The sequence below is a fragment of the Ochrobactrum sp. XJ1 genome (assembly GCF_024701725.1).
Taxonomy (GTDB): Bacteria; Pseudomonadota; Alphaproteobacteria; order Rhizobiales; family Rhizobiaceae; genus Brucella; species Brucella anthropi.
In genome coordinates this window covers 1-7190 of sequence record NZ_VDGD01000041.1, presented here as the reverse complement: position 1 = coordinate 7190, position 7190 = coordinate 1, and the positions used below count along the sequence as shown (strand labels likewise).

The following is a 7190-nucleotide window of genomic DNA, read 5'->3' as shown; positions in this document are numbered from 1 at the left end:
CGGATGGAGAATGCTCATACCCTTTGACACAGTGGACCGTCAGTCGCCGCAGGCTTTTGCCCGATGGGGGCGGACACTCGGTGCTGCGATGGGCATAGACCTGGAACTCACGCACCAGGCCGTTCAACCCGCCGCCGTCCCGCTTACGCTTGTGTCGCGCCGTGATTATGGTGCCGAAGTGCAAGCGCCCGCAGCAATCCTGCGCTTTGCCTTGCCGAGGCTTTCCTTCTGGCAGCAATTGCGTGGCTGCGGACTGGGGCGCTTTGTGGCCGGAGATCTCCTCGCCATCGTTCCTTCGGGATCAACCGTTCCCCGGTTTTACTCACTGGCTTCTGGACGCAACGATGGCTTTGTCGAGATCGTCGTGAGAAAACATCCGGGTGGGCTATGTTCTCGCCAGCTCCTTGAACTAGAGCCCGGGGACACGATCAGCGCTTTCCTGCGTCGCAATCCAGGTTTCCATGCGGAGGATGGGACACATACGCCCCTGATTTTGATCGGCGCCGGAACAGGAATCGCACCTTTGGCGGGTTTCATCCGTGCCAATACGCGGCATCGCCTGATCCATTTGTTCTTTGGAATGCGCCAGACGAATAGCGATTTTTTCTATGGCGACGAACTCCGTGAATGGAAGCAGAAGGGGCAAGTTGCGCAGATTAGCTCCTGTTGTTCACGCGGGAAAATGCCGCGCTATGTGCAACATGCTCTTCAGGAGGAAGCCGATGAAGTCACTCGGCTGATCCAGAAGGGGGCGCGGATTATGGTATGTGGCGGACGCGATATGGCCAACGAAGTCTCGTCGGTTTTTGCGGATATTCTGGGTTCCACGGGGCTGACATTGGCCAAACTCAAGGCGGAAGGTCGTTATGTCGAAGACGTCTACTGAGATGCAACGTTACACTTTGAGTGGGCCTACCATGGGTACCCGTTGGTCAGCGTTGTTTTATGAAGCGGCGGGATTCGATCCGCAATCCGTTCGGGCCGCACTTCAGGCGGCAGTGGACGCGGTGGACGGTGCAATGTCCACGTGGAAGCCCGATAGCAGACTGATGCAGTTGAACGCCGCGCCGGTGGGACACTGGATAAAGGTGCCGCAGCAACTGCTGGACGTTTTGCGCCTTGCGCTCGACATTGGCCGTGCATCGGGCGGCGCGTTTGATATCGGCATGGGCGATGCCGTAAGCGCTTGGGGTTTCGGGGCGTCAGAGGCGGTCCCTGAGCAGATGCGAGCAGCGCTCGAGCGCGAGCGCCGACCAGCCCATGAGGTTCTGGAACTGGACGTCGAGCTGGGAATGGTGCGAAAGTCGGCTCCCATCACGCTTGATCTCAATGGAATTGCCAAGGGATATGGCGTGGATCGTCTGGCGGAGACATTGCTGTCTTTCGGGATTTCGTCCAGCCTCGTCGGAATCGATGGGGAGATGCGGGCGCTCGGGTTGCGGCCAGATGGGAGTCCTTGGTCGATTGCAGTTGAGGCTCCTGACTATGATCGTCGCGCAGCCCACTCGGTTTTGGCTCTTCAGGATGCGTCGGTCGCCACGTCGGGCGATTATCGGCATTGGATTAATGTCAACGATTACCGCCTGTCGCACACCATGGACCCGCTTCGCGGTGCTCCCGTGATGGAGCCTCCGGCGTCAGTCACCATCGTGACACGTACCTGTGCCGAAGCGGATGCATGGGCAACAGCGCTAATGGTGCTTGGTTCGAAGACCGGCGCGGTACTGGCAAGGCGGTTAAGCTTCAATGTTCTGTTCTTATTGCGTGCTGCAGGAACGACAATTCGGTGCGAAGCTGTAGGTGACTTATTCACCAGTTCTAATTCTGGTGTACCACGACGCCCTTTAGCCGATCTTGGGGGAGATTCTCAACGCCCGAAGCGCATTGAGGATGACAGCGACGTCAATCAGCTCCTGGAGTAATGCACCCTGAACAGGTTTTAGATAACCGAACGCGGCTGCGATCATGGCGATTACAGAAAGACCAATCCCAACCACAACACTTTCGACAGCAATGCGCCTTGACCGCTTGGCAATTTCAATCCCGGCGCGAAGTCTATCTATTCTATCTACGAGGAGAACGACATCGGCCGCTTCTGCCGAGGCTGCCGCTCCCCTCGCACCCATGGCAACGCCAACATCAGCCGCTGCAAGTGCGGGCGCGTCGTTGACCCCGTCTCCGACCATCATCACGGGGCCGTTCTTACGCTCGCTGAGCACGGTCAGCACCTTTTGATCGGGTGAAAGTTCGGAGTAGATGGCATCAAGCCCCAAACCCTTGGCGATGCGTTTGGCCACTGCAGCACGATCACCTGTCGCCAGCACTATTCGCTTTACGCCATCTTTGCGTAAGCCCCGTAACGTATCGACCACTTCGCCGCGCAAGGGATCGGCCATAATGATATAACCCGCGATGCTACCGTCTATCGCGACTGCAACCAGGGCCGCTCCAGCTTCTATATCGGGGATTTCACTCAGTTTTGCATTGACCTGTCTCTCAACGAAGCTACGTCCGCCGACAACGACGCTTTTGCGATCGACCCAGCCCGCGACGCCATCTCCTGCCAGTTCGCTTACATCGGTCGGCAATACAAGATCTATCCCGCGCCGCTGAGCGGCCAGTACAAGAGCCTGCGCCATCGGATGTTTGGACACTTGGTCAAGGGAGGCAGCGAAACGCAATAGATCATTTTCGCTCAATCCCGGCTGCGCGTTGATTGAAGTAATTTGTGGGCGGCCATCTGTCAGTGTTCCAGTCTTGTCCAGCACCAACGTGTTGATACGAGCCATGTTCTCCAATGGACGAGCACCCTTTACCAGCACGCCGAAATGAGCGGAACGCGACAGTCCCGCAACAAGGGCGACGGGCACGGCCAGGATGAGAGGACATGGTGTCGCCACGACGAGAACGGCGACCGACCTTATCGGGTCTCCCGTGAACCACCATGCTCCGAAGGCGATTATGACGGTCACGATCAGAAAGCCGACAGACCACTGGTCTGCCAGTCTGGACATTGGAGCCTTGGAATGCTGTGCCTCTTCCACGAGGCGAACGATGCCAGCGTAGGTGCTATCCTTCGCTTCGTGCTTGGCAACGATATCGAAAGCATCGCCGGCATTCATTGAACCGCTTAGCACATCTGCTCCCGACGCAAGCGAAATCGGAAGTGACTCTCCCGTCAAAGCAGACATGTTTACGAAAGCTTTTACGGAAGTGATACTTCCGTCGACGGGGATGACATCTCCCTGACGGATTAGAAGGCGGTCACCGGGACGAATAGTTTCAACGGCAATCTCTTCGAGATGGTCATCGACATATCGCATTGTTGTTCGCGGTGCGCGGGACAGCAAAGCATGCATCTCACGGCGTGCTCGTCCCTCGGCAAAGCTCTCAAGAAAGGCTCCGCCAGTATACATGAGGGCGACAATCGAAGCCGCCAGCATTTCCCCAAATGCCAGTGCGACCGACATAGACATCGCGGCGACGATATCCAGCCCAAACTCCTTTCGGCATAAACTCCGGAGAATCTCGACGAGCAAAGATGCCAGCACAGGCAAAGTGGCAATTGCCCAGATTATCCGTGCTCCCGAGGAGTAGCCGGAAAAGTGCAGGCCGAGCCCCATCACAAGTCCGCACAAGGCAAAAACCAGCAGGATTGTTTTTGATCGATCTTCAACCGAGAACCGCATCTTCATAGTCTTCCCGAACGATAGAATGAGTAAATTTTAGGTCCCGCTTCTCACCGACTACGATAATTCTTCTTTACATATGTATTCCCTAAATACTCAGATTGACGGTCAGACCGCTGTGCCGACCAAGGCCCCAATACCAGCCGTGATTGCCATCGCCAACGCACCCCAAAAAGTAACACGAACGGTCGCCTTAAGCACATTAGCTCCTCCCGCCTTGGCGCCGATTGCACCTAGAAACGCCAGAAACAGCAAGGAAGAGATAGCAACCGCGTAAAGCATGATCGAGGGAGGTGCGATGACCGCCATCAGTAAGGGTAGGGCGGCCCCGATCGAGAACGTGACCGCTGAGGTCAGCGCTGCTTGCACAGGCCGTGCTTCCATGTGTTCGACAATTCCCAGTTCGTCACGGGCATGTGCCTCCAGAGCATTGCGTGAGGTCAGCTGTATTGCCACCTCCCGCGCCAGTTCCGGGGCTAATCCGCGATCAATATAGGCTTGTATCAATTCATCGAGCTCTGCTTCGGGCTGAGTTTCGAGTTCCTTGCGCTCTCTGGAAAGATCTGCCAACTCCGTATCGGATTGAGAACTGACAGAAACATACTCACCCGCCGCCATGGACATCGCGCCTGCGACAAGGCCCGCGATGCCCGCGACCATTATCTGCATCGTTCCCGTTGAAGCAGATGCGACGCCCATAATGAGGCTGGCCGTTGAGACAATGCCATCATTGGCGCCGAGTACCGCTGCGCGAAGCCATCCGATCCGGGATACGAGGTGGTTCTCTGTATGCAATCGGCTCATTGAGGTACCTCCGGACATTGGATACATATCATGATACCTCTATCGAGACCCTTTGCCAGTGGCCTGAAAATTAGACGTATAGAATTCTTCTCCGGCGATCGGGCTTTTTGCCGTTTTCGTTAGAGCTCCTGCGCGGATTTCAAAAAAATCTGCGTTTTCGAGGGAGGCTTGAAAACGTTAACATTATACATTATAGTATATTATATAATGTTACGTTGGAGGCATAATGCCCGTCACCAGAATATCTGAGAAGCTGTCGGTGTCTTCGCAGCCAAACGCGCAAGAACTCAGTGTACTCGATCGAAGCGGCTTCAAAACGCTGATCAACAACCGTCCCGATAATGAAAGCGCAGATCAGCCCGGAAGCCAAGCGGAATGCGATGCAGCCCACCAATGCGATCTCTCTTATGCATATATTCCGGCCACAATAAATACGATCACTGAAGCTGATGTGCGTGCGTTTCAGGCGGCGGTCAGAAAATCTGAAGGTCCCGTGCTTGCGCATTGCAAAACAGGTACGCGTTCGCTCAGCCTTCATCTGATCGGTGAGGTGTTGGACGGACGCATGTCTGTTGAAGACGTCGTACCATTCGGACATCAGCTCGGCTTTGATACCAGTGTCGCAGCGTCGTGGCTTCTACACTTTGCTGACCATCGACCGCAGGTAAAAGGCTTTTTCGACAAGAGAACCTCCAGCGTTCAGTACGTGGTGTCCGATCCGGCAACTGGTATGTGCGCAATAGTGGACCCCGTTCTCGATTTTGATGAAAAGTCGGGGTCAACGGCGACGACCAATGCCGATGCAATTCTCGATTACGTTCGCGATAACAGCCTGACTGTCGAATGGATTCTCGACACCCATCCACATGCCGATCATTTTTCTGCAGCCCAGTATTTGAAGGAGAGAACCGGCGCGAAAACAGCGATAGGTGAGCATGTAACCGACGTCCAGAAGCTGTGGAAGGGAATATATAACTGGCCCGAGCTTGCCACCGATGGCTCACAGTGGGATCGGCTGTTTGTCGAGGGCGAGACGTTCAGGATCGGTTCCATTGATGCCAGGGTTCTGTTCTCGCCGGGGCATACGCTCGCCTCCATCACTTACGTGGTGGGCGATGCCGCCTTTGTGCATGACACAATCTTCATGCCTGACAGCGGTACGGCACGTGCGGATTTTCCCGGCGGCGATGCGAGAGCACTATGGAAGTCGATCCAGAACATCCTAGCACTTCCAGATGAGACGCGGATATTCACCGGACATGATTACCAGCCGGGGGGGCGTGCGCCGCGTTGGGAAAGCACTGTGGCGGATCAAAAGAAGTACAATTCGCACCTGGCGGGCGCATCGGAAGAGGCCTTCGTTGCCTTACGGTCCAAGCGTGACAAAACGCTGCCAATGCCAAAGCTCATCCTGCATGCGTTGCAGGTGAACATACGTGGTGGGCGACTGCCTGAGCCAGAAGCCAACGGTAAGCGCTATCTGAAGTTTCCACTGGACGCGTTGGAAGGGGCTGCATGGGAATGACCGTGGACAGAATGACAATAATGAAAGCGGGGCTATCTTCCATTGAACTATCTCTGCGCGCGGGCGAAGTGGCAGACCTGCTCAAGACACTGTCCCATCCAGCGCGTCTGATGATCGTTTGCAGCCTTGTGGAAGGCGAGTATTCCGTTGGGGAGCTGGAAGAAAAAATCGGGGTTCATCAACCGCACCTGTCGCAGCACCTAACCGTGTTGCGCAGCTCCAGAATAGTCGAGACGCGACGAGATGGAAAACAGATTTTTTATCGCCTCACAGAAGAAAAGGCGGCGCAACTGGTCGCCTCCCTTTACGACATCTTCTGCGTGGAGAAGGCGAAATGAGCGCTGACAGTGCGTGAGAGAGTTAGGATCCTATGGTGCTGAGTAATTCCATCCTTGCGGCGGTGGGGTCCGGAAGTGTTGTTGGCTTTATGCTGGGATTGCTTGGCGGCGGCGGCTCGATCCTGGCTACACCGTTGCTCCTTTATGTCGTTGGTGTGAGCCAGCCCCATGTCGCCATCGGTACGGGTGCACTTGCTGTTTCAGTCAACGCGTTCGCGAATTTTACGAGCCATGCCCTGAAGGGGCACATCTGGTGGCGTTGTGGTGTTGTCTTCTCCGCACTAGGCACTATCGGGGCACTTATCGGTTCCAGTCTTGGAAAAGCTCTAGACGGTGATCGTCTCATCTTTCTGTTCGGCATCCTCATGATCGTCGTCGGGCTGTTCATGCTGAAGCCCAAAAAGAGGTTGGACGTCGAACGCCGCCCGATCGACTTAAGAATGTGTCTCGTCACAGCAGCAGCAGCTCTCGCTTCGGGTTCGGCATCCGGATTCTTCGGTATCGGCGGCGGCTTCCTGATTGTGCCCGGCTTGATGTTGGCAACAGGTATGCCGATGATCAACGCAATCGGCACGTCCCTTCTCTCCGTGGGGGCCTTCGGACTGGCTACGGCTTTGAACTATGCCACCTCCGGGCTGGTGGACTGGTGGCTTGCTGGTGAGTTTATCGGAGGTGGCGTTATCGGAGGAGTGTTTGGAATGATACTCGCCACGCGATTGAGTGGATACAGGAACACATTGAACCGCATATTCGCTGCAATAATCTTCATCGTTGCGGCATATATCCTGTATCGCAACTGGACCGGCATCTGATAACTATGCAATTGGCAGCCTT

The 7190-nt window shown here is 55.5% G+C and carries 6 protein-coding genes and 1 pseudogene; 5 read left to right on the top strand and 2 right to left on the bottom strand.

Annotated features, from left to right (window positions below; all coding sequences use genetic code 11):
• Positions 1–886 (top strand): FAD-binding oxidoreductase (locus FG152_RS26860; RefSeq protein ID WP_498989410.1); only part of this gene is annotated, 886 nt, incomplete at its 5' end.
• Positions 867–1859, top strand: a pseudogene (locus tag FG152_RS26855) (FAD:protein FMN transferase); the annotation flags it as partial. The gene FG152_RS26860 and the pseudogene FG152_RS26855, both read left to right, overlap by 20 nt.
• Here the strand turns inward: FG152_RS26855 and FG152_RS26850 are convergent.
• Together FG152_RS26850 and FG152_RS26845 are read right to left on the bottom strand one after the other, a co-directional pair.
• Entirely contained in the window at positions 1845–3689 is a 1845-nt protein-coding gene (locus FG152_RS26850) for a heavy metal translocating P-type ATPase (RefSeq protein WP_036587187.1), read from the bottom strand. The pseudogene FG152_RS26855 and the gene FG152_RS26850 overlap by 15 nt on opposite strands.
• Before the next feature lie 108 nt (positions 3690–3797).
• Positions 3798–4493, bottom strand: a complete 696-nt coding sequence (locus FG152_RS26845) for a VIT1/CCC1 transporter family protein (protein ID WP_036586925.1) — start codon at positions 4491–4493, stop codon at positions 3798–3800.
• Between the two features lie 226 nt (positions 4494–4719).
• Between FG152_RS26845 and blh the strand changes: the two genes are divergently transcribed.
• The 3 genes from blh to FG152_RS26830 are packed head-to-tail and all read left to right on the top strand — an operon-like array spanning position 4720 to position 7168.
• Positions 4720–6018: a bifunctional sulfur transferase/dioxygenase Blh gene (gene blh, locus FG152_RS26840; RefSeq protein WP_036586926.1), complete on the top strand. Its 1299-nt coding sequence runs from the start codon at positions 4720–4722 to the stop codon at positions 6016–6018.
• Positions 6009–6356 carry a sulfite-sensing transcriptional repressor BigR gene (gene bigR / locus FG152_RS26835; RefSeq protein WP_105529392.1) on the top strand — a complete coding sequence of 116 codons (348 nt, stop codon included), beginning with the start codon at positions 6009–6011 and terminating at the stop codon, positions 6354–6356. Before blh ends, bigR begins: the two co-directional genes overlap by 10 nt.
• 32 nt (positions 6357–6388) lie before the next feature.
• Positions 6389–7168 carry a sulfite exporter TauE/SafE family protein gene (locus tag FG152_RS26830; protein WP_036586927.1) on the top strand — a complete coding sequence of 260 codons (780 nt, stop codon included), beginning with the start codon at positions 6389–6391 and terminating at the stop codon, positions 7166–7168.
• Positions 7169–7190: the final 22 nt, after the last annotated feature.

Coding starts and splice junctions, on each gene's coding strand:
- FG152_RS26850 (WP_036587187.1), bottom strand. CDS start 3,689: ATGCGGTTCTCGGTTGAAGATCGATCAAAAACAATCCTGCTGGTTTTT.
- FG152_RS26845 (WP_036586925.1), bottom strand. CDS start 4,493: ATGAGCCGATTGCATACAGAGAACCACCTCGTATCCCGGATCGGATGG.
- blh (WP_036586926.1), top strand. CDS start 4,720: ATGCCCGTCACCAGAATATCTGAGAAGCTGTCGGTGTCTTCGCAGCCA.
- bigR (WP_105529392.1), top strand. CDS start 6,009: ATGGGAATGACCGTGGACAGAATGACAATAATGAAAGCGGGGCTATCT.
- FG152_RS26830 (WP_036586927.1), top strand. CDS start 6,389: ATGGTGCTGAGTAATTCCATCCTTGCGGCGGTGGGGTCCGGAAGTGTT.